A 23,004-nucleotide genomic window follows, 5' to 3' on the forward strand; every position below is an offset into this window, starting at 1 on the left:
GACGGCGTCGAGTGCCGTCACCGCGCCTTGCGCGGTCGCTTGGCACCTTCAGCCGGCGCCGCCTTCCGCGGCGCAGCGGTGGAGCCGCGGACGATCAGCCGGGACGGCAGCACCACGTTGCGGACGGAGATGCCCTCCTCTTCGATCGCCTGCTGCAGCAGGTCCGCTGCCTGCCGGCCCATCTCGCGATGGCTGATCCGGACCGTGGTCAGCGGCGGCTGTACCATGTCGACCAGCGGCATGTCGTTGTGGCCGACGATCGACAGGTCACGCGGGCAGTCCAGCCCCCGTTCGCGCAGCACGTCGTAGGCGCCGAGCGCCAGCAGGTCGTTCGCCGCCACGATCGCCGTCATCCCGGGATGGGCGTCGAGTAGCCGGCGCATCGCCACCGCCCCCTCCTCCCGCGTGTAGGCCGCGGCGACCTCGCAGGGGGCCGCGGCCGGGTCCAGCCCATGGGCCGCGAGGGCGTGACCGAAGCCGCGGCGGCGCAGGAAGCCGGTGGAATGCTGGGCCGGGCCGGCGAGATGGCCGATGCGGCGGTGTCCGAGCTCCACCAGATGATCCACGGCCAGCTGCATGCCGAAGCTGTCGTCGGACACCACCGCCGACAGCCGCGCCATGGTCTCGGCCCGGTTGACCAGCACCGCCGGCAGGTTCCGTTCGACACAGAATGCCGCCAGCGGATCGTCGCGGCTGACCGTGGCCAGGATCAGCCCATCGACACGGCGGGCCACCAGCCCGGCGGCGAGATCCAGCTGACGGTCGCCGTCATTGCCGACATCCGCGACGATCACCGAATAGCCCTGGGCCGACAGGCGCTCGCTGGCGCCGCTGAGGATCGGCGCGAACACCGTGTTGGCGATGTCGGGCACCAGGATGCCGACCAGCTTGGACCGCCCGGTGCGCAGGCTGGCGGCCACCGGGTCGGGGCGGTAGCTGAGATGGGCGGCCGCCTTCATCACCCGCGCCACCACCGCCGGCGCCACCATCGACCGCGTCGCCGGGTTCAGGGCGCGCGACACGGTCGACGCATGCACCCCGGCTGCCGCCGCCACCTGCTTCAGCGTCACGGCCCGTCGAGTGGTCTTCTGCGGCTGCGCCATTCCCGTTTCACCGAGCTTCCGTTCCGGTCAGCTACTGCAAATTCGGCTTGACCGCAATCGATTGTTCTGCAATCGATTGTTTGGACATCATCTCGGCATGCCGGGCCGGGCCCGGCCCATACGGGAGCTTCCCATGAAGAAGACATTCGTCCGCGGCACGTGGCAGCAGTCGCGTGCGTTCTCGCCGGCCATCGTCACCGAAGGCGGGCGGATCGTCTGGATCGCCGGGCACACCGGCCAGAAGGACCAGGACGGCAAGTCGCTCGCCGGCGACTTCGGGGCCCAGACCTACCAGACCTTCCGCAACATCGAGGCCACGTTGCAGGAGGCCGGGGCGACGCTGAAGGACATCGTCACCATGACCGTGTTCCTCACCGACCCGCGCCACACCACCCGGATGACGGAGATCCGGACCGAGATCTTCGGCTCCGACTTCCCCGCCAGCGCGGCCATCACCGTCACCGGCTTCGCCGACCCGGCCATGCTGATCGAGATCCAGGGCATCGCGGTCATCGAATGAACCGCGACCCTGCGAACAGGGGGACTGCACGATGTCATCCGTAACCGCCGGCGCCACCATCGGGGCACGGCTGGACCGCCTGCCGGTCTCGGCCTTCCACCGCAAGGTCTTCGGCCTCGTCGCCGTCGGCATGTTCTTCGAGGGCTTCGACATCTACATCGCCGCCAGCGTGCTGGGGGCCGCCTACAAATCCGGCTTCTCGACGCTGGCGCAGAACGGCCTGTTCATCTCCATGACCTTCGTGGGGATGACGCTGGGGGCGTTCCTGACCGGCTTCCTGGGCGACCGCTACGGGCGCCGCCGCACCTACCAGCTCAACCTGATCGTGTTCGGCGCCGCCTCGATCGCCTCGGCCTTCGCGCCCAACATGGAGACGCTGATCGTCCTGCGGTTCCTGATGGGGCTGGGTCTGGGGGCGGAGACCGTGGTCGGCTATTCCATCGTCACCGAATTCTTCCCGCCGAAGGTCCGCGGCCGCTGGTCCGGGCTGATCGCCACCACCGTGACCTGCGGCCTGCCCGCCTCCGCCCTCATGGCCTGGCTGCTGGTCCCGACCTTCGGCTGGCGGGTGATGTTCATCCTGGGCGGCGTCGGCGCCCTGATCGCCTGGCTGCTGCGGCGCGGCCTGCCCGAATCCCCGCGCTGGCTCGAGGCGGTCGGGCGCCAGGCCGAGGCGGAGGCGCTGGTGTCCGACATCGAGCGCCATGCCGCGATGGGCGGCGCCCTGCCGGCGCCCGACCTGTCGGCCAGGCCGGTCGCCCCGGGCCGTGCCGCCGACCTCCTGCGCGCGCCACTGCTGTCGCGGCTGATCGTCGGCTGCGTGTCGCTGATGGTGGTCAACACCCTGATCTACGGCTTCGTCACCTGGCTGCCGACCATCTTCATCGGCCAAGGCCAGACCATCGCGAGCAGCACCGCCTTCGCCCTGCTGATGGCGGTGGGCGGGCCGATCGGGTCGGCGCTGGGGGCGGTCTCGGCCGACCTGTTCGGGCGCAAGCGCACCATTATCACCGCAGCCGCCGTCGCCATCCTGCTGAGCGCCGCGTTCCCGCTGTCCCAGGACATCATCCTGACCGCGGCGATCGGCTTCCTGCTGACCATCCCGATCTACGTCCTGGTCGCGGCGCTGTTCGCAGTCTACATCCCGGAGCTGTTCCCGACCGAGCTCCGGCTGCGCGGCGTTGGCATCAGCAATGCGGCCGGGCGGAGCGCCAGCATCGTGGTGCCGCTGCTGATCGCCCCGATCCTGGCCCAGCACGGTGTCGCCGGCGTGCTGACGCTGATGGGCGTGGCCCTGGTCCTGCTGATCGTCGTGGTCGCCTGGCTGGGGATCGAACCCGAGCGCAAGAGCATCGAGGCGGTCGCGCCCGCGCCGGCATAGCGACCGGTGCAGCGACGGCCGCTACCGGCAGAGCGGCCGAACGTGGTTCTCGACCAGCCGGACGAGGCTGAGGGCGGCCATCTCGGAGGATTTCGGGTTGGTCGCCAGCGGCCGGTTCTCGATCGCGATGTCGAGCGTGCCGAAGGCGCCGGTGGCCCGCAGGCGATGGCCGTTGCCGACGGCCTTCGGGTCGGCCACGAGTTCGACCCGGGTCCGGTCGAGGCCGATGCCGGCCAGCGCCGCGATGGCGGCGACATTGGCGTTCGCCGGGAACCGGCCCGCCGCCTCGCGCGCCGAGCCGGCGAAGAACACCGTGGCCTCGGTCAGGCGGTCGAGGTCGACCAGCCCCGCCGCCGGCGTTCCCCGCCACGCCGCGGGCGGCTTCACGATCTGGTGCCGCACCTCGTCCAGCGGCAGCGCCGCGGCGGCCGCGAGCGCGTCGACGCCGGCCAGGGCGCCGGGCGGAATCAGGATCTGGCTGCCATGCCGCTCCGCCGTGGCGACGAGGCGGTCCAGCACCCCGTCATCGCAGAAGGCGCTGGTCGAGGACACGGCGAAGCCACGCGCAAGCCGCAGCGCCGCGTGGCCCCAGGGCTCGACGGCGTCCCGGCCTGCCGCCTCGACCACCAGGTCGGGCGTTGCCGCGCCGAGGTCGTCGGGGTGCTGCAGCCAGGGCACGCCGGACGGCAGTTCCGCGGGACGAGTCCGCGCGGCGATGCCGGCCAGGACGATGCCGGCGTCGCGCTCGGCCAGCAGTTGGACGACGCGGCGGCCGATCGCGCCCCATCCCACCAGGGCGAGGCGCAAGGGCGGCCGGGGCACGGGTTCTGTCGGCACGGATCAGCCTTCCACCAGGGACCGGGCGAGCGTGATTTTTTCGGGGCTGAGCGGGCGGTCGGATGGTCGGGGCGGAGAGATTCGAACTCCCGACATCCTGCTCCCAAAGCAGGCGCGCTACCAGACTGCGCTACGCCCCGACGGCCCGAAACACCGCAGATTTCCTAGAGATTTCACAAGGGTTTGGCAAGGGTCATCTTTAAAGCCCAGGAGAACGAAACATCACCGATCATCAGGACGAGTCAGCAAGAGTCCCGACATAGTCCCGACCGGTGTTGCTTCTCCGTTCTCAGCATGCGAGATCATCCGCGACGGCCTGAACGGTTACGCTGTTCCAGACTTGCGTTAAGTTAAAGTCAAGCACCAATCGGGTTGGACGAAGATGTCGCCAGTGGGATGGGAGGCACTCAGGCAGTGGGGTGAAGACGCAGCTCGCATCGAACCGCTCGCTGGCGGAGTTGCCAACGACGTGTGGAGCGTGCGTGTCCGCGGGCGCCTCGCGGTCGGTCGTCTCGGGGCCAGGAGCGACGCCGATCTCGCCTGGGAGACCGCGCTGCTCCAACACCTCGATCGTGAAGGTCTGGCCGTGCCGGTGCCGATCCCGACGACGGACGGCCGGCTGTTCGCGGACGGTCTGGTGGTGATGACCTATGTGGAGGGCGGACCGCCCGAGACGGAGGCCGACTGGGGTCGCGTGGCCGACACGCTCCGCCGGCTGCATCGGTTGACGCAGGGCTGGCCGCAGCGCCCAGGCTGGCGATCGTCGACCGACCTCCTGCACGCCGAGACCGGGACCAAGATCGATCTCGCCGCGATGCCGCCCGAGGGCGTTGCGCGATGCCGGGCGGCGTGGGCGCGGCTGGTCGGACGTCGGACCTGCGTCGTCCACGGCAACCCCAACAACCCCGGCAATGTCCGCATGACCGCGGATCGGGTGACGCTGATCGACTGGGACGAGGCGCATGTCGACGTCCCCGACCTCGACCTGGTGCTGCCCTACAACGCCGCCGGTCTCGACGGCGGCGCGCATGACATCGCCGCGCAAGCGTCGGCCGCATGGGAAGCCGCCGTCTGCTGGGACGACGAGCACGCGATCAAGCGACTTGCCGAAGTTCGAGCGGTCTGAGCAGCGGCAGCGCCACAACCAGACATCGACCGGCGCCTCAGCCTCCGAGATAGGCTTCCATGGAATCGTCGAGCGCTTCCAGCCAGGGCGTGTGGTGCTTCGGCGACATGGTGCCGGTCATCAGCGACCGATAGGCGTGGTTGCGGAATCCCATGATGTCCTCCGCCTTGTGGTGCTCCCACTCCATGAAGGTCTGGTTGGTGGCCTCGATGTCGAAGGGCGGGTAGTCGGTCTCGGCCAGCAGCTCCTTCACATAGTCGCCCTGGAACCAGATCATCTGCTCGGCGCCGTCCAGCGTCTCCTCCCGCGCGCGCCACTTGGCGAAATGCGCCGTCTGCTCGGCCTCCGGCGGCAGCTCGATCCGGCCCATCATGACGTCGCGCGCCCACCAGGCCTGAACGTCGAACATGTTGAAGGTATAAAACTGGTCCTGCATGCCGATGTAGAACAGCTGCGGGTTGCGGTCATAGACCACGCCCTTGTACAGGCTGTCGCTCCACAGCCGGTTGGCGGTCTTCAGCCGCAGATCATCCGGCAGGAACGGGAAGTGATGCTGGTAGCCGGTGCAAAGGATCAGCGCATCGACATCCTTTGAGGAACCGTCGAGGAAATGCGCCGTGCGGTTCTCCAGCCGGGTCAGCAGCGGCCGCTCCTCGAAGTTCTTCGGCCATTTGAAGCCCATCGGCTTCGAGCGGTAGCTCGTGGTCACCGATTTGGCGCCGTATTTCCAGCACTGCGAGCCGATGTCTTCGGCCGAATAGCTGCGGCCGACGATCAGGATGTCCTTGCCCTTGAACTCGACCGCATCGCGGAAGTCGTGGGCGTGCAGCACCCGACCGTTGAAGGTCTTCACGCCCTCGAAATAGGGGACGTTCGGCGTCGAGAAATGGCCGCTGGCGACGACGACGTAGTCGAACGCCTCGTCATACATGCGGTCTTCAATGCGGTTGTGGGCCGTCACCGTGAACTTCTTTGTCTCCGCGTCGAACTTGACCATGCGCACCGGCGTGCTGAAGCGCACCCACTTGCGGACATCCGCCTTTTCGACCCGGCCCTTGATGTAGTCCCACAACACGGCCCGCGGCGGGTAGGACGCGATCGGCTTGCCGAAATGCTCCTCAAAGGAATAGTCGGCGAATTCCAGGCATTCCTTCGGCCCGTTGGACCAGAGGTAGCGGTACATGCTGCCATGCACCGGCTCGCCATACTCATCCAGCCCGGTGCGCCAGGTGTAGTTCCACAAGCCCCCCCAATCGGCCTGCTTCTCGAAGCAGACGACCTCCGGGATCTCGGCCCCCTTCTGGGCGGCGGACTGGAAGGCCCGCAGCTGGGCAAGGCCGGATGGGCCGGCGCCGATGACGGCTACTCTGGTCATGGATGGTCCCCTGTCGCTGGCATGCTGTTCTTAAAGCGCATCTTCGTCGTTCAATCCGGCCAGATGCCGGGGCTGGTCGGGGCGCCGTCGTCATGGGCCGACAGCCAGGCGATCGTGTCCTCGCGGTAGCGGGTCAGCCCCTTGTAGTCGACCAGCTCCGGCGGCAGCGTCCGCAGCACCCGCGGCAGGCGCCGCGCCCATTTCGGCACCGTCACCAGCTCGTTCATGTTCATCAGGTAGCAGCGGATGACGAACAGGATCGCGTTCGACCGCGGCAGCCGCCACAGCGTCTGCAGCTCGACCCGCAGATGCACCTTCTCGCCGACATTGTCCGGCGTCACGGTCGCCCGGTCCGGGCCCCATTTCGGATAGTTCTCCGGGCTGGTGTCGAGCCGCGGATTGATCGTCATGGTCCAGTTGAACCGGCGCGTCGGCCGGCCCTGCTGCAGGTTGAGCAGGAACTTCAGCGCCCGGTCGAACACCCCGATCTGGTGCGCCAGCGGCACCGGCCCGTGCCATTCCATGAAGTTCATGCCGAGGTCGAAATCCAGCGACCAGTCGGCCTGGGTCGTGACCATGCCGGCATCCATCCACAGATTGCCGTTGCGCTGGTCGACGATGCAGAAATCGCCCTGGGCCTGCCGGGTGATGTATTCGAACGGCTCATAGGGCAGCGTCGACAGGTTGCCGAAGGTGAAGCTGTCGTCGATGCCGAGCGGCCGGTTGATCCAGCGCCACTGGTCGCCGTTGCGGATCAGGGTGAAATGGTCGGGGTAGCCGGCTGCCTGTTCCTCCATCAGTAGTTCCAGCGTGTCCCATTGCGCGCTCATCATGTGCGGCAGGGCCTGGTAGCGCAGCGGATCCTCGGCCAGCACCAGCGCCCGGTCCCGCATCTCGGCGACATAGTGCTCGTCGACGTCGATCAGGTTCTCGTAGACCGTGCCCGCCTGCCCCCGGACATGCGGCTCCATGTTGACGGAGTACATGTAGGCGTCTTCGTGGAACGGGAACGGGAACCGGCGGATATTCTCCGGGCTGTTGCGGTAGCTGAAATCGTCGCGGAAGGTCTCCTGCTTGAAGACGATCGCCATGTCCGGCCTCCTTGTCCCGCGCTCTATGGCTGCCTGCTACAGGTCGAGATGCAACGTCGTCCCCTCGAAGCGGGACACGCAGACCATGACCTTGCCGCCGGCCGCCTTTTCTTCGTCGGTCAGATAGACATCGTGATGCAGCAGCGTGCCGTCGCAGGCGACGACCGCGGCCTCGCACTGGCCGCAGGCCCCGCCGCGGCACAGGAACGGCGCATCGACGCCCGCCGCCTCGATCGCATCCAGCATGCTTTCGTGGTGGCCCACATGGACGGTCTTGCCCGACCGCAGCAGTTGGATGGTGAAGGGCTTGCCGGGCAGCGGCGCCAGGAAGCGCTCGAAGTGCAGATTCTCGGCCGGCCAGCCGGCCTCCATCCCTGCCTTCAGGACGCCGTCGATCATGCCGGACGGCCCGCAGACATAGAGATGCGTGCCGAGCGGCTGGCTGTCGAGCAGGCGGCCGAGCGGGAGGACATCGCCCTCCGCATCGCAGTAGATCGTGACGCGGTGCGGGCCGTAGCGGTCCGCCAGCTCGCGCCAATAGGCGCCGCGGTCGCGGCTGCGGATGGCGTAGTGCAGCTCGAAATTCAGCCCTTCGCGGGCGAACTGCTCCATCATGGCGATGAAGGGCGTGATGCCGATGCCGCCGGCGACCAGCAGGTGCTTGCGGCCGCGCCAATCCGGCTGGAACAGGTTGATCGGGTGGCTGATCCGCAGCGCATCACCTTCCCGCACCCGCTCGTGCAGGAAGGTCGACCCGCCGCGCGAATTCTCGACATGCAGCACGCTGACCTCATAGGCTGAGCAGTCATGCGGCGGCGACATCAGCGAATAGGCGTTGCGGCGGATATGGCCGTCATCGTCCATCGAGACGATGACATGGGCGCCGCCGGAGAAATACGGCATCGGCTGGCCGTCCAGCCGCTCGAAGCGGAAGCGCTTGACCCGTTCGGCCACCGGGGTGATGCGGGTCACGCGGACGGGGAGTTCGGTGCCGCCGCTCACCGGAACAGCTCCTCTGGCGCCGGTGCGGTGCCCGGTGCCTCGGCATCGACATTCACGCCCTGGAAGGCGCCAAGCCGGCGCGAATAGTGGTCGCGCACCAGCAGCGCCAGGCCGCAATGGCTGCAGGCGAAGGGGCTGGTGGTCACGTCCTCGGTGATGCCCTTGCAATGGACGCACTGGACCCGCCGGGCCAGCGACCCGCGATGCTCGGTGATCACCGAGGCATGGTCCATGCCGCGGTCGAGCGCCACCGCCATGGCCTGGCCGATGAAGCCTTCGGTGCCGGAGATGTAGAGCCGCGTGCCCATCCGCGCCGTCGCCAGCGTGCCGTTCAGCCGGAACACCAGCGTGGCGATGCTGGGCACGGTGCTGAAGGCATTGGCGCCGAGACCCAACAGAGCGTCGTCATACCCCCGCCCCTGCGAGCCGCAGGGCGCGTACAGGATCTCGCTGCGGGACAGGATCGGGCTGTCGAGCGCCACCCGCCGGTCGAGCAGGGCCAGCGCCCCCTCCCCTTCGAGCGCGAAGACATGCCGCCGGGCGTGGGGCTGGATGTCGAGTCCCCGGTAGACCGGCCGGCTCTTGATGCCTGCGACGAGCATGGCCGGCCCTCAGCCCACGGCGGTCCGCTTCTTCTTCTCCGGGTCGTCGAAGGGCAGCGTGTGGGAGCTGGCCGCTGCCTCCAGCGCCTTGCCACGCACTTCGAGCTTGGTGCCATGCACGGCCTTGTCGACATCGAGCCGCGCGATCGCCATGGATTTCCGGGTCAGCGAGGAATAGCAGGGACAGGTGATGACCCCGACCTTGCGGCCATCGGCCCAGACCTCGTCGCCGGCATCGGCCGGGCGGTCGGCATCGATCAGCATGCCGAAGATCCTGAACCGCTCCTTGCCCTGCAGCCGGATATGCTCCTCCGCCCCGCGGAAGCCGGTCTTGCCCGGGCTGACGGTGAAGTCGAGGCCCAGCTCCCACAGCGAATCCCCCGGGCCCTGATCGGCGAAGGGGTACATCTGCGAATTGTCGTAGGGGTAGAACAGCAGGTAGCTTTCGACCCGCAGCATGTCGAGGACGCTGAAGCAGCACGGGATGATGCCCATGCCCTTGCCCTCCTCGACGATGCGGTCCCACACCAGCGGCGCATCCTGGCCGCGGACGAAGATCTCGTAGCCGCGCTCACCGGTGTAGCCGGTGCGCGAGATCATCACCGGCACGCCGAACAGCGTGGTCTGCATGTGGTGGAAGTATTTGAGGTCGCGGATGCCGGGGACGTGCTGGGCCAGATAGTCGACCGCCAGCGGCCCCTGCAGCGACAGGTCGTGCAGGTCGTCGTCGAAGAGCACGGCGCAGTTGCGCCCCGCCGCCTGCTTGGCGATTTCCTCATGGCCGGAGCCGGAGCCGTGGACCAGCATCCAGGCATTCGGCCCGGTGCGGTAGACGATGCAGTCCTCGGTGAAGTAGCCGCGGTCGTTCAGCATGCAGGCATAGACCGACCGGCCGGGCGTGATCTTGGCCATGCTGCGGGTGGTGACGTATTCGAGCACGGCGATCGCGTGGGGCCCGACCAGGTGGACCTTCTTCAGGCCCGACACATCCATCAGGCCGGCCTTGGTCCGGACCGCCACATGCTCTTCCGACATGTCCTTGGCGTAGGTCCAGGCGGTGCCCATGCCGCTCCAGTCCTCGAGCTTCGACCCCAGCGCGCGATGACGGTCGGCCAGGGCTGAAAAGCGCCACGATAGAGCCATCGTCCGGTCCCCTGTTTTTACTCTACAGAATATTTATTTCCTCACTATAGGCATGTTTCGCGCCGTGACAAGCCGATCTTGTGCGGTTGGCCGGCCTTGGGCCCGGCCTAGAAGGCCGGCGGCACCCGGCCGGCCGCGCGATGCGCCGCGATCACGGTGTTGGCCATCAGCATGGCGATCGTCATCGGCCCGACGCCGCCCGGAACAGGGGTGAGAACGCCGGCCACATCGGCCGCTTCGGCGAAGGCGACATCGCCGACCAGCCGGGTCTTGCCCTCGCCCTTTTCCGGCGCCGGGACCCGGTTGATGCCGACATCGATCACGGTGGCGCCGGGCTTGATCCAGCCGGCCCGCACCATTTCCGGCCGGCCGACGGCGGCGACCAGGATGTCGGCGCGGCGGCAGACCTCCGGCAGGTCGGCGGTGCGCGAATGGGCGATGGTGACCGTGGCGTTGGCGTTGAGCAGCAGCTGCGCCATCGGCTTGCCGAACAGGTTGGACCGGCCGATCACCACGGCGCTGAGGCCCGACAGGTCGTCGCCATGGGTGCGGCGGACGAAGACCATGGCGCCGGCCGGGGTACAGGAGACGAGGCCGGTGGCGAGGTCGCCGGTCGCCAGCTTGCCGGCATTGACGACATGCAGCCCGTCGACATCCTTGTCCGGCAGGATCGACTGGATGATCGGGTCGGATGCCAGCGGCTTCGGCAGCGGCAGCTGGACCAGGATGCCGTGGATCGACGGGTCGGCGTTCAGCGCGGCGACCAGCGCCGCCAGATCCGCCTGCGTCGTCGTCGCCGGCAGCGTGTGCTGCACGGAATTGAAGCCGCATTCCTTCGCCATCCGGCCCTTGGCGCCGACATAGGCGTGGCTGGCCGGATCGTCGCCGACGATGACGACGGCCAAGCCGGTCTTCACGCCGGTCTCGGCCTCCAGCGCCGCGGCCGCCGCCTTCACCGTGCCGGTGATGGAGGCGGCGACCTGCCGTCCGTCGATGACCTGCGCCATCGGTCAGCCCATCCGTTCCGAGGCGTAGCTGCCCGGGCTGGCCGGGAAGACCACGGTGCGGTTGCCGTTGATGAAGGTGCGGTGGTGGATATGGGCATGCACGGCCCGGGCCAGCACCTGGCTTTCCACGTCGCGGCCGATCGAGACGTAGTCCTCGGCGCTCTGGGCATGGGTGATGCGGGCGGTATCCTGCTCGATGATCGGGCCTTCGTCGAGATCCGCGGTGACGTAATGCGCCGTCGCCCCGATCAGCTTCACGCCGCGCTCATAGGCCTGCTTGTAGGGGTTGGCGCCCTTGAAGCTGGGCAGGAAGGAATGGTGGATGTTGATGATGCGCCCCGACATCGTCCGGCACATCTCGTCCGACAGCACCTGCATGTAGCGGGCCAGCACGATCAGCTCGGTGCCGGTCTGCTCCACCAGCTCCATGATCTGCGCCTCGGCCCGCGGCTTGTTCTCCTTCGTCACCTTGATGTGGTGGAAGGGGATGTCGTGGTTGACCACGACCTTCTGGTAGTCGAAGTGGTTCGAGACGACGCCGACGATGTCGATCGGCAGGGCGCCGATCTTCCAGCGGTACAGCAGGTCGTTCAGGCAATGGCCGAAGCGTGACACCATCAGCATCACCTTCGGCCGACGCTCGCTGTCGTAATACTCATAGGTCATGCCGAACGGCGCCGCGACTGCGGCGAAGCCGGCGCGCAGGTCGGCCTCGGACCGGCCTTCCTCGGAAATGAAGCTCACCCGCATGAAGAACTCGCCGGTGTCGAGATCGTCGAATTGCGAGCTGTCGATGATGTTGCAGCCCTGCCCTGCGAGATAGGTGGAGATCGCGGCGACGATGCCGCGGGTCGACCTGCACGATACGGTCAGCACGAAGTTCTTCATCCGGTCCATCCCGAGGCCTAGGTCGTTGCAAAAACAGGCATGCGACTTATCGGCTGTGCGAGACCGTCATGCACGGCGCAAAGCGCCGCCCTTGAGCTTAAAAGCGGCGATCCGGCAGCCGGAAGACCTGGATCGCCGCGCCGCGCCATCACGGTTCGACAGATCAACCGCCGATATCAGATATCGAGCGTGGTGTCCTGTTCCCATTGGGTGAAGTGGGACGCGTAGGCGTTCCACTCCTGGTGCTTGAGCTTGAGATAGGCGGCAGAGAAGTCCGCGCCGATCGCCTGCTTGAGGCCTTCGTCCTCATCATAGGCGCGCAGCGCGTCGAGCAGGTTGAGCGGCAGGCGCGGCGCGTTCTTCACGAGATGGCCTTCGGTGTACATGTCGATGTCGTGATGCGGCCCCGGATCGGCATGGGTGCGCACGCCGTCCAGCCCGGCGGCGATGATCACGGCCTGCAGCAGGTACGGGTTGACCGCGCCGTCCGGCAGCCGCAGCTCGAACCGGCCGGGGCCGGGCACCCGCACCATATGGGTGCGGTTGTTGCCGGTCCAGGTCACCGAGTTCGGCGACCAGGTGGCGCCCGAAATCGTGCGCGGCGCGTTGATCCGCTTGTAGGAATTGACCGTCGGGTTGGTGATCGCCGCCAGCGCTGAGGCGTGCTTCATGATGCCGCCGAGGAACTCGCGGCCCTCGGCCGACAGCCCGAATTCGGCCTCCCGGTCGGCGAAGACGTTGGTCCGGCCGCTGTTGTCCCACACCGAGATGTGGCAATGGCAGCCATTGCCGGTCAGCCCCTTGAACGGCTTGGGCATGAAGGTCGCGCGCAGCCCGTGCTTCTCGGCGATCGACTTGACCATGAACTTGAAGAAGGAATGCTTGTCGGCGGTCTGCAGCGCATCGTCGAACTCCCAGTTCATCTCGAACTGGCCGTTGGCGTCCTCATGGTCGTTCTGGTAGGCGCCCCAGCCGAGCTCCAGCATGTAGTCGCAGATCTCGGCGATGATGTCGTAGCGGCGCATCAGCGCCTGCTGGTCGTAGCAGGGCTTGCCCGCCGTATCGAGTTCGTCCGAGATCCGGTTGCCGTCGGGGGTGACCAGGAAGAATTCGGCCTCGACCCCCGTCTTCACCCGCTTGTCTTCGGCCGCGGCTTCCTTGACCAGGCGCTTCAGCACGTTGCGCGGAGACTGGGCGAGCAGTTCCCCATCCAGCCTGCAGTCGCTGGCGACCCAGGCGACATCCTTCTTCCACGGCAGCTGGATGACGGAGGACGGGTCGGGCACGGCAAACAGGTCGGCATGGGCCGGCGACATGTCGAGCCAGGTGGCGAAGCCGGCGAAGCCCGCGCCGTCCTCCTGCATCGCGGCGATCGCCTGGGCCGGGACGAGCTTGGCGCGCTGACCCGAGAACAGGTCGGTGTAGCTGATCATGAAATATTTGATGCCCCTGTCTTTCGCAAAGGCAGCAAGGTCCAGCGTCATTCTCAGCCCCCTGTGGCTTCCCGTCGACGTTTTGGTCGTTATCAGGCGACCGGGGCGGTCCGCCCCAGCCGCCTGCCGTCAGTCGCGTCCCTGGCCCGGGATCCAGTCCGTGCCCGCCAGCGGCACCCGCGCCATGGCGGCGGCCGGGACCGTGAGGGCACAGAGGTCTTCGGGTTCCAGGTTGTGCACGTGATTCTTGCCGCAGGCGCGGGCGATGGTCTGTGCTTCCAGCGCCATAACCTTGAGATAATTCGCCAGCCGGCGGCCGGCCGCGACCGGATCGACCCGCTTCATCAGCTCCGGATCCTGGGTGGTGATGCCGGCCGGATCCTTGCCTTCGTGCCAGTCGTCATAGGCGGCGGCGGTGGTGCCCAGCGCCTCATACTCCGCCGCCCAGCGCGGATCGTTCTCGCCGATCGCGATCAGCGCCGCGGTGCCGATCGACACGGCATCGGCGCCCAGCGCCAGGGCCTTGGCGACATCGGCGCCGTTGCGGATGCCGCCCGAGATGATGAGCTGGACCTGCCGGTGCATGCCGAGATCCTGCAGCGCCTGCACCGCCGGGCGGATGCAGGCCAGGGTCGGCATGCCGACATTCTCGATGAAGACCTCCTGCGTCGCCGCGGTGCCGCCCTGCATGCCGTCGACCACGATGACGTCGGCGCCGGCCTTCACCGCCAGGGCGGTGTCGTAATAGGGCCGGGCGCCACCGACCTTCACATAGATCGGTTTTTCCCAGTTGGTGAGCTCGCGCAGCTCGAGGATCTTGATCTCGAGATCGTCCGGCCCGGTCCAGTCGGGATGGCGGCTGGCCGAGCGCTGGTCGATGCCCTTCGGCAGGGTGCGCATCTCGGCCACCCGGTCGGAGATCTTCTGGCCCAGCAGCATGCCGCCGCCGCCGGGCTTGGCCCCCTGGCCGATGACGATCTCGATCGCGTCGGCGCGGCGCAGGTCGCGCGGGTTCATGCCATAGCGCGACGGCAGGTACTGGTAGACGAGGCATTCGGAATGGCCCCGCTCCTCCTCCGTCATGCCGCCGTCGCCGGTGGTGGTCGAGGTGCCGGCCAGCGTGGCGCCGCGGCCGAGCGCTTCCTTCGCCGGGCCGGACAGCGACCCGAAGCTCATGCCGGCGATGGTGATCGGGATCTTGAGCTCGATCGGCTTCTTGGCATGACGCGCCCCGAGCACGACATTGGTGCCGCACTTCTCGCGATAGCCTTCGAGCGGATAGCGCGAGATCGAGGCGCCGAGGAACAGCAGGTCGTCGAAATGCGGCAGCTGGCGCTTGGCGCCGGCGCCGCGGATGTCATAGATGCCGGTGGCTGCGGCCCGCCGGATTTCCGAGATGGTGTATTCGTCGAAGGTCGCCGAGACCCGAGGCTTGGTGGGCGGGTTGTGATAGCTCATGACAAACCTCGATCAATAGGCGTCGGCATTGTCGACGTGGAAGTTGTAGAGCTTGCGCGATGAGCCGTAGCGGCTGAACTCCTCCGGCCTGGCGTTGGTAACGCCGGCCTTGTCGAGCAGTTCGGCCAGGACGGCGATGTGCTCCGGCCGCATCTCCTTCTCCACGCAGTCGGCACCGAGGCTCTTGACCTTGCCGCGCACGAAGATGCGCGCCTCGTACAGGGAATCGCCCAGGGCTTCGCCGGCATCGCCCAGCACGACGAGGTTGCCGGCCTGGCCCATGAAGGCGGACATGTGGCCGATGCTGCCGTGCACGACGATGTCGATGCCCTTCATCGAGATGCCGCAGCGCGAGGAGGCGTTGCCTTCGATCACCAGGAGGCCGCCGCAGCCGGTCGCCCCGGCATATTGGCTGGCATCGCCTTTGACCACGACGGTGCCGGACATCATGTTCTCGGCGACGCCCGGGCCGGCCGAGCCGTGAATGGTGATCGTCGCCTCGTCATTCATGCTGGCGCAGTAGTAGCCGACGCTGCCTCTGACATCGATCGTCACCGGCGCGCTGACGCCGACCGCGACGGCATGGTGGCCACGCGGATTGACGACCTCGAACTGCCGGTCATTGTCGCCCGGGGCGATGTCGTGCAGCGCCTGGTTGAGGTCGCGGAGGGAGGTCGCGGCAAGGTCGAATGTTGGCATCGTGTCGCCCTGAGATGAGATCGAGCCGAGGGGGAGGAAGCCGTGCGAGGGGCGTTCAGCGTTCCCAGAAATAGACTGTCGCCGGCTCCGGCTCCCAGATCCGGGCGGTGTCGATCCCGGGCAGGCTGACCAGCGCGCGGTATTCCGACCCGAAGGCGACGTAGCGGTCGGTCTCGGCCAGGATCGCCGGCTTGCAGGCGATGGCGTCGCGCACCACGCCGAAGCCGGATTTGGTGCCGACGACGAAGGTGAAGAAGCCGTCGAGATCGTCGACCGCGCCTTCCAGCGCCTGGCCGAGATTCTTGCCCTTCGCCATCTCCGCGGTCAGGTAGGCGGCGGCGACCTCGGTGTCGTTCTCGGTCTCGAACGACATGCCCTGGTGCCGCAGCTCGCGGCGCAAATTGTTGTGGTTCGACAGCGAGCCGTTGTGCACCAGGCACTGGTCGGACCCGGTCGAGAACGGATGGGCGCCCAGCGTGGTGACCGCGGATTCCGTGGCCATCCGGGTGTGGCCGATGCCGTGGGTGCCGGACATCCCGGCGACGGCGAAGCGGGACAGGACGTCCTTGGGCAAGCCGACCTCCTTGTAGATCTCGATCGCGTCGCCGCTGCTCATCACCCGGACATCCGGCCGCAGCCGCGTGATGGCCGCCCGGCCTTCGTCCAGCTTGTCCCTCGGCAGCAGGAGGACGGCGTGGGTGCTCTTGACCTCGATCGACACGGGCGCGTCGAGCGCGCCTTGCAGCTCGCCCGCCAGGCCGGCGAAGTCGGCTTTCGGATTGGCGGACTGGATGGTCAGCTTGGCGTGGCGATGGTCGGTGTCGCCATAGATCGCGATGCCGGCGCTGTCCGGCCCGCGATCCGTCATCGTCACCAGCATGGACGAGAGCAGGCTGCCGAGCTGCGGCTCGAGGCTCCTGTCCTTGAGGAAGAGACCCACAATCCCGCACATGACCGCAACCCTCCGCTTTGCCTTCGGACGAGGGGCAGCAGGCCGCTTCGCTTCCCTCAATTACGAAGAATAATTTTTTCCTTCAGGGCAAGTCAACCCTTGGCCGAGCGCTGGGGGTAGCTGATGATCGACAGGTACCGGCTGGGCAGCTTCACCAGCACTTCCGGCCCGTGCGGCGCATCGGCGTCGAAGAACAGGCTGTCGCCCGGCTGCATCGGAAACAGCTGGTCGCCGTGGCGGTAGACCACCTCGCCTTCCAGCATGTAGAGGAACTCCATCCCCTCGTGCTGGAAGGTTGGGAACACGTCCGAATCCGCGGTCAGCGTGATCAGGTACGGCTCGACCACGACGCCGGTGGTGCCGCCGCCGATATAGCCGAGCAGGTTGTACTGGTGGCCGGCGCGCGTGCCGCGGCGTTCGAGTTCGACCCCCTGCCCCGATTTGACGAAGACCGCATTGTGCGGCTCCTCATAACCGCGGAAGAACGCCGTCAGCGGCACGCCCAGCGCCCGCGACAGCGACTGCAGGGTGGTCAGCGACGGCGAGATGTTGCCGTTCTCGATCTTCGACAGCATGCCGAGCGAGATGCCGGTGGCGGCGGCCAAGTCCGTCACGGTGATGCCGAGCTTCTTGCGATAGGCCCGCACCTCGTGGCCGATCGCCATTTCGAGGTTGTTGTCCTTCGGCTCCCGCACCGCATGCGGATCCTGGGAAAACGCGACGGCCCGGCCGCGCGGCGGCTTCTGCGGCGCCGGGTCTTTGGTCTTGGATGTCATCGATGGGTCCTGGCGAGTGGTGCCTGGGTCCAGGCTATCGCCATAGTGAAATTCCCTCAACTCTGGAGAAAACTTCGAGCGCCGCGGTGGTCCTCATGGGCCATGCGGGACACGGCGCCCGAAGCCGTGTTCAGGCTCGCGGCCGGGTCTTCTGCGGATCGTAATGCGACAGCGGCACGATGATGGCCGGCAGGCGCTTCTGGTGGCCGTCCAGCTTGCCGATCTCGACCGCGGTGCCGACGGCGGCATGGGTCACGTCGATCCGCGCCAGGGCGATGGTCTTGCCGAGGATCGGCGAGCGGGTGGCGCTGGTCACCACGCCAACCTGCGCTCGGCCGATATGGATGCAGTCGCCATGGCCGACCGCGTCGTTGGACTGCACGTCGAGGCCGACCAGACGGTGGCGCGGGTGCTCCTTGCGCTCGATCAGCGCGGTACGGCCGATGAAATCGTCGGTCTTCGACTTCAGCGGCACGGTGAAGCCGATGCCGGCCTCGAACGGGTCGGTCTGGTCGGTGAATTCATGGTTGGCGAAGACCAGCCCGGCCTCGATCCGCACCATGTCCAGCGCCTCCAACCCCATCGGCTTGAGGCCATGCGGCTGCCCGGCCTGCCACACGGCGTCGAACACCGCCACGGCGTCCTTCGGGTGGCAGAAGACCTCATAGCCCAGCTCACCGGTGTAGCCGGTGCGCGACACCACCACCGGGGCGCCCTCGAAGCCGCCGATGCGGCCGACGGTGAAGCGGAACCATTCGAGCTCTGCGATCGTCAGCTGGCGCGGCGCGGTCCAGATGATGTCCTTGAGGATGTCCCGGCTAGCCGGGCCCTGCACCGCGATGTTGTGCATCTGGTCGGTCGAGGACCGGACCCAGGCCTTAAAGCCCATCTTCTCCGCTTGCTCGCGCAGCCACAGGCCGCTGGCATCGTCGCCGCCGATCCAGCGGAAGTTGCGGTCGCCGAGCCGGAACAGCGTGCCGTCGTCGATCATGCCGCCATGGTCGTAGCACATGGCGGAATAGACCACCTGGCCGGTCGACAGCTTGCGCACGTCGCGGGTCAGGCAATATTGCAGCAGGGCCTCGGCGTCGGGGCCGGTGACCTCGAACTTGCGCAGCGGCGACAGGTCGATCACCACGGCCTTCTCGCGGCAGGCCCAGTATTCCTCGACCGGCCCAGTGGCGGCGAAGCGGTTGGGCAGCCAGTAGCCGCGATACTCCACATAGTCCCGCGTCAGCGCGGACAGGCGGGGGTGGAAGGCGGTCTCGCGGGTCAGTTCCGGGTCGGCGTCGGGCGTCATGCGAATGGCCACCGCTCGTGAGAAGGTCTCTTTGCCGGAAAACGTCCGGATGTGGATGTCGGTCGGGTCCCAGCCATTGGCCGCGTCGATATCATCAGGGCAGGAGGAGGAGACGCAGACCAGGTCCGTCAGCGCCCGCATCAGCACATAGTCGCCGGGGCGCGACCAAGGTTCGTCGAGGTACAGCTGGTTGGTGTGGTCGATAGCGGTGTTGTAGAAATAGTTCAGCGCTTCCCAGCCCTTGCGGGCGGCGATGCCATAGGGCGCCAGGGCGGCGTTGAAGTTCTCGGTGCAGTTAACATGCCCGGGATAGCCCATGTCGTCGTAGTAGCGGGAATTGCAGGCGGTCGCGAAGGCGTCGTGACGGCCGACCGTATCCTGCACGATCTCGACCAGCGGCTCGAAATCCCGGTCGAAGGCCTTGGAGGGCAGGCCCGGCACCGGATAGCTGCGGCCCAGCAGCGTGCGGGTGACGGTTGAATCCAGCGCGAGGTCGAGGCCCTTGTCGACCTTGCGGGCCGAGAAGGCCTGGAAGTCGGTGCATTGCCGGCCGTAGACGTCGATCACCTGGATGAAGTCGCCGGCCCGGACGACATAGGCCGAGGCGGTGGCGGCACGGATGCGGATGTCCTCGATCGGGTCGGCCAGCGGTTCGGGCAGGGCCGCGGCGTAGTCGCGGACCAGCCGGCTGCGCCGGACCCGCAGCTCGATCGGCGTCGCCGTGTCCTGGGCGTCCGGCAGCATCACCGCCCCGGGCGCCACGGCGATCAGCAGCCCCTGGCCCTGGATGGTGAATTCCGCCCGCTCGCCCGGCCGGGAGCCCTCGCCGAACAGGCGGGCGGCGCCGGCGGAGGCCAGGTCGGCACCGCGCCGCGCCAGGGCGGCACGGGTGCGCCGGGCGCCGTCATCGTTGCCTGCGAGGCAGGCCTTCAGCCCGTCGGCCGCGGTGGTGAAGGGCAGGCCGAGGCCGGCGGCGAGGAACCGCCCGGCTTCATCGAGGAACGACAGCTCGCAGGCCTGGCCGCCCTCCAGGTCGGTCACCATCACCTGGTCGCCGGCCTCGACCCGCATGACCAGTGAGCCACCGCCACGCACACGATACCGCTCGGTCCCCGGCGGCAGCACCGGGATGCCGGGAGTGCGGATCAGGCTGGGGGAGGCAGGGCGCACGCCGGCCGTCAGCGGATGGAGATCTCGCATGGACCCTCACGGGAATGGCGCAGTCGAGCACGCAGCGCAGGTTACAAAATGCGGTCCGAAAGTAAAGCCATATTGACCAAGGGGAAAATATCTTCACTATGTATAAAGGCTTCGAATGGGGCGGATCTGCGGGGGAATGCGGATCGCCGAGACGGCGGCGCGGTGGGACGCGCCGGGGGGAGGCACGTTCAGCAAGGCGTGAAAAGAAACGTCCTGAACAACGACAGGGGAGCATCACCAATGGCAGACGTGGTGAATGTGGACGGTGCGGTCCCGGCCAGCGGCGAAGGCCGGCTGATCCGCGCCCTGGACTGGAAAGGCGCGTTCTGGGTGGCCGCGGGCGTGCCGCCGCTCGTGCTCTTCTCCATCGGCGGCATCGCCGGCACGACAGGCAAGCTGGCCTTCGTGGTGTGGATCATCTCGATGGTGATGGGCTTCCTGCAGTCCTTCACCTATGCGGAAATCGCCGGCATGTTCGGCAACAAGTCCGGCGGCGCCTCGGTCTATGGCGCGACTGCCTGGCTGCGCTATTCCAAGTTCATCGCGCCGCTGTCGGTGTGGTGCAACTGGTTCGCCTGGTCGCCGGTGCTGTCGCTGGGCTGCGCCATCGCCGCCGGCTACATCCTCAACGCCTTCTTCCCGATCCCGGCGGCCGACGCGCAGCAGGTGGTGGCCTGGATCGCCGCCCATGCCGGCTCGATCACCGCGGACAGCCCGCGCGTGGCGGAGTGGCTGGCGGCGCATGCCGGCTCGACGCCCAGCGATGCGATCTCGGCCCTGCTCAGCGCCGACGGCGTCGCGGCCCTGACGCCCGCGATCCGCACCTGGTCGCTGACCAGCTTCGGCATCCCGTTCCTCGCCACCGCCAACATCAACGCCACCTTCTTCATCGGCGCGATCCTGATGCTGGTCATCTTCGCGATCCAGCATCGCGGCATCGCCCAGACCGCCAGCGTGCAGAAATGGCTGGCGATCATCGTGCTGGTGCCGCTGCTGCTGATCGGCCTGTACCCGATCTTCAGCGGCCAGATCCAGTGGGCGAACGTGACCGGGCTGGTGCCGCCGAGCGCGGCCTATTCCGCCGTGGAGGGCAGCTGGAGCAATGGCGGCTGGACGCTGTTCCTCGGCGGCCTCTACATCGCCGCGTGGTCGACCTACGGCTTCGAGACGGCCGTCTGCTACACCCGCGAGCTCCGCAACCCGAAGACGGACACCTTCAAGGCGATCTTCTACTCCGGCCTGGCCTGCTGCCTGTTCTTCTTCCTGATCCCCTTCACCTTCCAGGGCGTGCTCGGCCATGAAGGCATGCTGGCGACCGGGGTGGTCGACGGCACCGGCGTCGCCGAGGTCTTGGGCGGGCTGATCAGCGCCGGCCCCGTCATCACGCAGATTCTGGTCGCGCTGATGATCCTGGCCCTGTTCCTGGCGATCATGACCGCCATGGCCGGGTCGTCGCGCACGCTGTACCAGGGGTCCAAGGACGGCTGGCTGCCGAAGTATCTCGAGCATGTGAACGAGAAGGGTGCCCCGACCCGCGCGATGTGGACGGACTTCACCTTCAACCTTGTCCTGCTGGCGATCGCGTCCGACACCGGCGGCTATTTCTTCGTCCTGGCCGTGTCCAACGTCGGCTACATCATCTTCAACTTCCTCAACCTCAACTCCGGCTGGATCCACCGGATCGATTCCGGACACATCGCGCGGCCCTGGAAGGCCCCGACCTGGCTGATCGGGCTGAACACGGTTCTGGCCTTCGTCAACGCGCTGTTCCTCGGCGCCGGCGCGAAGGTCTGGGGCTATGAGAACGCGCTGTGGATCGGCTTCGCCTTCGCCGCCCTGATCCTGCCGGTGTTCGCCTATCGCCACTATGTGCGCGATGGCGGCAAATTCCCCGCCGGCGCGATGGACGATCTCGGCCTGGTCGGCCAGGACCTCGGGGTCAGGAAGGCCGGCATGCTGCCCTACCTGGCCCTTGCCGGCGGGCTGGCGATCGTGCTGATCGCCAACTGGGCGTTCCAGCTGCCGGCGTGACGACCCGAAAGGACCAAGCCCCTATGCGCCGCGCCGCATAGGGGCGGTCCGCCCTCTGCCCGGATGAGCCGCGCCACAACCGGCCATCGCCCAAGGCACCCCAAAGCCGACGGGAGCGCAGGCGGCACAGAGGGCCTGTCGGCTAACCCTTCGCCCGATATGCGGTGATGATCCACGCGCGCGAATCGAACAGCACACCGTCCGCGGTCAGGTGCGTTTCGAGCAGACCGCGCAGCCGCTGCCGCGCCGCATCGGCCTCTGCATCCGTTCCGGCCAGCGCATCCCTGGCGAATTGCAGGCCGATCACGGACTCGTAGGCCGCATCGACGTCCGAACCATAGAAGACCGGTTCGTGGACCTCGGCAAAGTCGACCGAGACAAAGCCGGATGCGTTCAAGAGGTCCGTGGCGATGGCCGGGTCACCCAGCGAAAACGCCGGGGCGGCATCCGCTGCTGCGACAGTCTCCGGGGCGAGCGCCTGCCGGATCACGGTCGCCCATTCGTTGCGGCCCCGGCTCTGCCACACCATCCACGCCAGGCGCGCCCCCGGCCGCATCGCCCGGCCGATATTGGCGAAAGCCGCGGCCGGATCGGCAAAGAACATCGTCCCAAACCGGCTGATGCACAGGTCGAAGCTGGCAGGGGGAAACGCCTGCAGCTGTGCGTCGCCCTCCTCGAAAGCGACGTTCCACAACCCCTCTTGCGCGCTGCGCTGGCGGGCGACCTCGAGCATCTCCGCCGACACATCCACGCCCAGCACGCTGCCTTGCACCGCGATGCGGGCAACCTCGCGCGTGGTCAGTCCCGCACCGCATCCGATATCGAGCACGCGATCACGCGGCCCGACCTGGAGGGCCGCCCGGAAGACCTCGTTGTGCCGCCGCAGTTCAGCGTCGTAGAAGTCGGCGCAGTTCAACACCATCGCACACCTATTCGGGTCAACGAACGATTGGCACGGGGTTCGGCGCTCGGAGCGTCTGATACCATATCTTCGCCGGACGCCCCTCACCGATCGCTTCGACCGCCGCCGCCGCCGTTCAGGCCGCGTCTTGACGTCCGGATGTCTCCTACTCCGGGGCC

20 protein-coding genes and 1 tRNA gene are annotated in these 23,004 nt (G+C 67.5%); 4 read left to right on the forward strand and 17 right to left on the reverse strand.

Annotated features, from left to right (window positions below; all coding sequences use genetic code 11):
- Nucleotides 1-17: 17 nt before the first annotated feature.
- Nucleotides 18-1,103, reverse strand: coding sequence for a LacI family DNA-binding transcriptional regulator (locus E9232_RS12745; protein ID WP_309794464.1), 1,086 nt, complete (start codon nt 1,101-1,103; stop codon nt 18-20).
- A 133-nt stretch (nt 1,104-1,236) separates the two neighbouring features.
- Here E9232_RS12745 and E9232_RS12750 point away from each other — a divergent pair, with 133 nt between their 5' ends.
- Entirely contained in the window at nt 1,237-1,623 is a 387-nt protein-coding gene (locus E9232_RS12750; protein WP_309794466.1) for a RidA family protein, read from the forward strand.
- A 31-nt stretch (nt 1,624-1,654) separates the two neighbouring features.
- Nucleotides 1,655-3,004: an MFS transporter gene (locus E9232_RS12755; protein WP_309794468.1), complete on the forward strand. Its 1,350-nt coding sequence runs from the start codon at nt 1,655-1,657 to the stop codon at nt 3,002-3,004.
- Between the two features lie 21 nt (nt 3,005-3,025).
- Here the strand turns inward: E9232_RS12755 and E9232_RS12760 are convergent, their stop codons facing one another.
- Both E9232_RS12760 and E9232_RS12765 read right to left on the reverse strand, forming a co-directional pair.
- A complete protein-coding gene (locus tag E9232_RS12760; RefSeq protein WP_309794470.1) occupies nt 3,026-3,841 on the reverse strand; it encodes an aspartate dehydrogenase in 816 nt (271 codons plus the stop codon).
- A 63-nt stretch (nt 3,842-3,904) separates the two neighbouring features.
- Nucleotides 3,905-3,981 (reverse strand) — tRNA-Pro (locus tag E9232_RS12765).
- Between the two features lie 242 nt (nt 3,982-4,223).
- Between E9232_RS12765 and E9232_RS12770 the strand changes: the two genes are divergently transcribed.
- Nucleotides 4,224-4,967, forward strand: a complete 744-nt coding sequence (locus E9232_RS12770; RefSeq protein WP_309794472.1) for a phosphotransferase enzyme family protein — start codon at nt 4,224-4,226, stop codon at nt 4,965-4,967.
- Between the two features lie 37 nt (nt 4,968-5,004).
- Here the strand turns inward: E9232_RS12770 and E9232_RS12775 are convergent, their stop codons facing one another.
- The 13 genes from E9232_RS12775 to E9232_RS12835 form a co-directional block, all read right to left on the reverse strand.
- Nucleotides 5,005-6,342, reverse strand: coding sequence for a trimethylamine monooxygenase (locus E9232_RS12775; RefSeq protein ID WP_309794475.1), 1,338 nt, complete (start codon nt 6,340-6,342; stop codon nt 5,005-5,007).
- Nucleotides 6,343-6,392: 50 nt separating this feature from the next.
- Nucleotides 6,393-7,433 (reverse strand): heme-dependent oxidative N-demethylase family protein, encoded by a 1,041-nt coding sequence (locus tag E9232_RS12780; protein WP_309794476.1) that lies wholly within the window; start codon nt 7,431-7,433, stop codon nt 6,393-6,395.
- Nucleotides 7,434-7,469: 36 nt separating this feature from the next.
- Nucleotides 7,470-8,435: a PDR/VanB family oxidoreductase gene (locus tag E9232_RS12785; protein WP_309794478.1), complete on the reverse strand. Its 966-nt coding sequence runs from the start codon at nt 8,433-8,435 to the stop codon at nt 7,470-7,472.
- Entirely contained in the window at nt 8,432-9,037 is a 606-nt protein-coding gene (locus E9232_RS12790; protein WP_309794480.1) for a dimethylamine monooxygenase subunit DmmA family protein, read from the reverse strand. Before E9232_RS12790 ends, E9232_RS12785 begins: the two co-directional genes overlap by 4 nt.
- 9 nt (nt 9,038-9,046) lie before the next feature.
- Complete coding sequence (locus E9232_RS12795) at nt 9,047-10,180, reverse strand: aminomethyl transferase family protein (protein ID WP_309794482.1); 1,134 nt, start codon at nt 10,178-10,180, stop codon at nt 9,047-9,049.
- A 107-nt stretch (nt 10,181-10,287) separates the two neighbouring features.
- Nucleotides 10,288-11,187 carry a bifunctional methylenetetrahydrofolate dehydrogenase/methenyltetrahydrofolate cyclohydrolase FolD gene (gene folD, locus E9232_RS12800; RefSeq protein WP_309794484.1) on the reverse strand — a complete coding sequence of 300 codons (900 nt, stop codon included), beginning with the start codon at nt 11,185-11,187 and terminating at the stop codon, nt 10,288-10,290.
- A 3-nt stretch (nt 11,188-11,190) separates the two neighbouring features.
- A complete protein-coding gene (gene purU, locus E9232_RS12805; protein WP_309794486.1) occupies nt 11,191-12,075 on the reverse strand; it encodes a formyltetrahydrofolate deformylase in 885 nt (294 codons plus the stop codon).
- Nucleotides 12,076-12,251: 176 nt separating this feature from the next.
- Nucleotides 12,252-13,559: a type III glutamate--ammonia ligase gene (gene glnT, locus E9232_RS12810; protein ID WP_309794488.1), complete on the reverse strand. Its 1,308-nt coding sequence runs from the start codon at nt 13,557-13,559 to the stop codon at nt 12,252-12,254.
- Between the two features lie 78 nt (nt 13,560-13,637).
- On the reverse strand, nt 13,638-14,966 hold the full coding sequence (locus tag E9232_RS12815) for an FMN-binding glutamate synthase family protein (RefSeq protein ID WP_309794491.1): 1,329 nt from the start codon (nt 14,964-14,966) through the stop codon (nt 13,638-13,640).
- A 12-nt stretch (nt 14,967-14,978) separates the two neighbouring features.
- Nucleotides 14,979-15,665: a GXGXG domain-containing protein gene (locus E9232_RS12820; RefSeq protein WP_309794493.1), complete on the reverse strand. Its 687-nt coding sequence runs from the start codon at nt 15,663-15,665 to the stop codon at nt 14,979-14,981.
- Nucleotides 15,666-15,720: 55 nt separating this feature from the next.
- The gene (locus E9232_RS12825; protein ID WP_309794495.1) at nt 15,721-16,617 is read right to left on the reverse strand and encodes a class II glutamine amidotransferase; all 897 of its coding nucleotides are present in this window, start codon (nt 16,615-16,617) and stop codon (nt 15,721-15,723) included.
- A gap of 92 nt (nt 16,618-16,709) precedes the next feature.
- Nucleotides 16,710-17,393 (reverse strand): helix-turn-helix domain-containing protein, encoded by a 684-nt coding sequence (locus tag E9232_RS12830; protein ID WP_309794498.1) that lies wholly within the window; start codon nt 17,391-17,393, stop codon nt 16,710-16,712.
- Between the two features lie 130 nt (nt 17,394-17,523).
- Complete coding sequence (locus tag E9232_RS12835; RefSeq protein WP_309794500.1) at nt 17,524-19,893, reverse strand: trimethylamine N-oxide demethylase; 2,370 nt, start codon at nt 19,891-19,893, stop codon at nt 17,524-17,526.
- A 240-nt stretch (nt 19,894-20,133) separates the two neighbouring features.
- On the opposite strand from E9232_RS12835, the gene E9232_RS12840 reads away from it, so the two are divergent.
- The gene (locus E9232_RS12840) at nt 20,134-21,924 is read left to right on the forward strand and encodes a trimethylamine N-oxide permease (protein WP_309794502.1); all 1,791 of its coding nucleotides are present in this window, start codon (nt 20,134-20,136) and stop codon (nt 21,922-21,924) included.
- Nucleotides 21,925-22,066: 142 nt separating this feature from the next.
- Here the strand turns inward: E9232_RS12840 and E9232_RS12845 are convergent, their stop codons facing one another.
- The gene (locus E9232_RS12845; RefSeq protein ID WP_309794504.1) at nt 22,067-22,846 is read right to left on the reverse strand and encodes a class I SAM-dependent methyltransferase; all 780 of its coding nucleotides are present in this window, start codon (nt 22,844-22,846) and stop codon (nt 22,067-22,069) included.
- Nucleotides 22,847-23,004 lie beyond the last annotated feature (158 nt).

The sequence above is a fragment of the Inquilinus ginsengisoli genome, assembly GCF_031453975.1.
GTDB classification, from domain to species: Bacteria; Pseudomonadota; Alphaproteobacteria; order DSM-16000; family Inquilinaceae; genus Inquilinus; species Inquilinus ginsengisoli_A.

Coding starts and splice junctions, on each gene's coding strand:
- E9232_RS12745 (WP_309794464.1), bottom strand. CDS start 1,103: ATGGCGCAGCCGCAGAAGACCACTCGACGGGCCGTGACGCTGAAGCAG.
- E9232_RS12750 (WP_309794466.1), top strand. CDS start 1,237: ATGAAGAAGACATTCGTCCGCGGCACGTGGCAGCAGTCGCGTGCGTTC.
- E9232_RS12755 (WP_309794468.1), top strand. CDS start 1,655: ATGTCATCCGTAACCGCCGGCGCCACCATCGGGGCACGGCTGGACCGC.
- E9232_RS12770 (WP_309794472.1), top strand. CDS start 4,224: ATGTCGCCAGTGGGATGGGAGGCACTCAGGCAGTGGGGTGAAGACGCA.
- E9232_RS12775 (WP_309794475.1), bottom strand. CDS start 6,342: ATGACCAGAGTAGCCGTCATCGGCGCCGGCCCATCCGGCCTTGCCCAG.
- E9232_RS12780 (WP_309794476.1), bottom strand. CDS start 7,433: ATGGCGATCGTCTTCAAGCAGGAGACCTTCCGCGACGATTTCAGCTAC.
- E9232_RS12790 (WP_309794480.1), bottom strand. CDS start 9,037: ATGCTCGTCGCAGGCATCAAGAGCCGGCCGGTCTACCGGGGACTCGAC.
- E9232_RS12795 (WP_309794482.1), bottom strand. CDS start 10,180: ATGGCTCTATCGTGGCGCTTTTCAGCCCTGGCCGACCGTCATCGCGCG.
- folD (WP_309794484.1), bottom strand. CDS start 11,187: ATGGCGCAGGTCATCGACGGACGGCAGGTCGCCGCCTCCATCACCGGC.
- purU (WP_309794486.1), bottom strand. CDS start 12,075: ATGAAGAACTTCGTGCTGACCGTATCGTGCAGGTCGACCCGCGGCATC.
- glnT (WP_309794488.1), bottom strand. CDS start 13,559: ATGACGCTGGACCTTGCTGCCTTTGCGAAAGACAGGGGCATCAAATAT.
- E9232_RS12815 (WP_309794491.1), bottom strand. CDS start 14,966: ATGAGCTATCACAACCCGCCCACCAAGCCTCGGGTCTCGGCGACCTTC.
- E9232_RS12820 (WP_309794493.1), bottom strand. CDS start 15,665: ATGCCAACATTCGACCTTGCCGCGACCTCCCTCCGCGACCTCAACCAG.
- E9232_RS12825 (WP_309794495.1), bottom strand. CDS start 16,617: ATGTGCGGGATTGTGGGTCTCTTCCTCAAGGACAGGAGCCTCGAGCCG.
- E9232_RS12830 (WP_309794498.1), bottom strand. CDS start 17,393: ATGACATCCAAGACCAAAGACCCGGCGCCGCAGAAGCCGCCGCGCGGC.
- E9232_RS12835 (WP_309794500.1), bottom strand. CDS start 19,893: ATGCGAGATCTCCATCCGCTGACGGCCGGCGTGCGCCCTGCCTCCCCC.
- E9232_RS12840 (WP_309794502.1), top strand. CDS start 20,134: ATGGCAGACGTGGTGAATGTGGACGGTGCGGTCCCGGCCAGCGGCGAA.
- E9232_RS12845 (WP_309794504.1), bottom strand. CDS start 22,846: ATGGTGTTGAACTGCGCCGACTTCTACGACGCTGAACTGCGGCGGCAC.